At 39.2% G+C, this 1,886-nt stretch carries 2 protein-coding genes; both read right to left on the minus strand.

Features of this window, described 5'->3' with window-relative positions; translation table 11 throughout:
• A partial coding sequence (locus tag ACEW8U_RS03815; protein ID WP_373520707.1) for a DUF4157 domain-containing protein occupies positions 1-1,508 on the minus strand: 1,508 nt, incomplete at its 3' end.
• A 151-nt stretch (positions 1,509-1,659) separates the two neighbouring features.
• On the minus strand, positions 1,660-1,886 hold a 227-nt coding region (locus tag ACEW8U_RS03820), incomplete at its 5' end, for a hypothetical protein (RefSeq protein ID WP_373520708.1).

Here is a 1,886-nt window from a genome sequence, read left to right on the forward strand (position 1 = left end):
CTCTCATTTTTAACAGTTGCCGCAGGACTCATAATGGCCACCTTCGTTTTTACAGCAAACTTCTTTCGGGAAGCAAACACATCCTCTGGATTGTTGGGAGAAAATTCATCTTGTCTTGTTTTGAATCGGGATTCCGGGGCATCTTTTCCCCAAGGTTCAATCATTTCCATAGGATGATTGACAAAAGGAACTATCCCTCTTCTCGATTCCCAAGGGTTCTCTTTTCCAATGACGATTGTATGTTTGTGATCATAGGATTTACCAAGACTGGTTATGTAGTAGCCAATACTGCTACCCATGCCAAGCAAGGCGAGTTTGAAGAATCCTTTAATTTTTAGATCCTCCCTTTTTGCCGGCCCAAAAGTTGTGGCTTCTTGCTCTTGTTTTTCTTTAAAGGGTTTGTCTTTCTTAAGTAGTTCTTGTTCATCTTTCTCATTTTCAAAGCCCTTTCCTTGTCGTTTTATTTGATGATAAAGAAGGCCTAGGTGCTGATAATTATTTAGGTCAAACTCACCAAAGAATTCTGCACGTTTGTTCATTTTTACCATGCCTTCCAATATCTGAAAATCAGACAATGCATCTTCTGATGAGATTCCTTCTTTTGATTCAAAATTGCGAACACTTTTTATAACAGCCACTCTTCGATTACCATCATAACCAGAGTAATTAACATTTCTTTGAGCAATGGGAGCTGAATATATATTTAATTTGCTTTTTTTCCTTTGATATTGAAGCTGATTTAACGCTTTTTCCCCCATCACATCCGCCTCTTTCTCCAACCCAGCATCATCATTGACATTCACGCCACCTTTTCCCGCAAAGGCGGGATCACCGCTTGACTGTGACATTTGAAGCGTAGGCTTCACTCTTCCCTGTTTTTGCTGGACCACATGCCAAGCTTCATGGGGAAGGTGTTTTTCCTGGCCAGGAGCCAAATGGATTTCAGTGCCTTGTGCATATGCATGAGCTTGAAGGGTTGCAGGTTTTGGAGAATTGAAATGGACCTTTACATCATCCATAATATAGCCTGAAAGGTTTTCTATCCCTGATTTGAGGTTTTCCGGAAGACCTGTTTTATTCTCCTGCTTTTGGATAGTTTCGAATTTGCCTTGAAGTAGCTCTTCTTCTTCCAAGCCCATCCTCTGAATAGTTTCAATCTTCCATTGAAGGGGTTCCTCTTCTTCGAGACTCATTTTTTGGATAGTTTTGAATTTCCCTTGCATCAATTCCTCTTCCTCCAATCCTTGCCTTTGGATATTTTCTAACTTTCCTTGTAGCGGTTCCTCTTCTTCGAAATCCATTTTTTGAAGCGTGGAATTTCCATTTAATAGATGTGCAAATTCTTTCAGCTGAACTGAAGTTTTACCGGTATTGGCCAATTTGATAATGTTCTGCTGGTCCTTGGTATTTTTCCGGTTATCCTGTAGTTGGGCAGCAGGGGAAGAAATGCTGTTTGAATTCTTATTTCCACTTGATTTTTTTGAACTTTGCAAGAGCGAAGATTTCATTTTTATTTTTTTAAAATTGAAAAGCTTAAAAATCAATGAAACATAAGTTAATGAATTTCAATACTAAATTCTAGCGACCTCTAAATCTTTTTCCTTTTTTTGAAGAACTGTAAATCTGCTGACGTAAATCTCTTTGTTGAGCAAATTGTTCCTATCGCTGAGCACGCTGTTCTTCCCGTTTAGCTATTCTTCTTTGGACTTCATCTTCTAAAATTACCCGATTAGGTTCGTTGATAAGGTCATCCACATCTTCCAACACAGCCTTTTTACACGGCCCAACCAAATGCCCAAACCCAGCCTTTGTCAGCGCAGCCAAAACATTATCCACATTGATCAAATTCGCACTCTGAAATTTATTCTGAAAAGCAGAAGATGGGT

The organism is Aquiflexum sp. (genome assembly GCF_041751335.1).
In the GTDB taxonomy this organism is placed as follows: Bacteria; Bacteroidota; Bacteroidia; order Cytophagales; family Cyclobacteriaceae; genus Aquiflexum.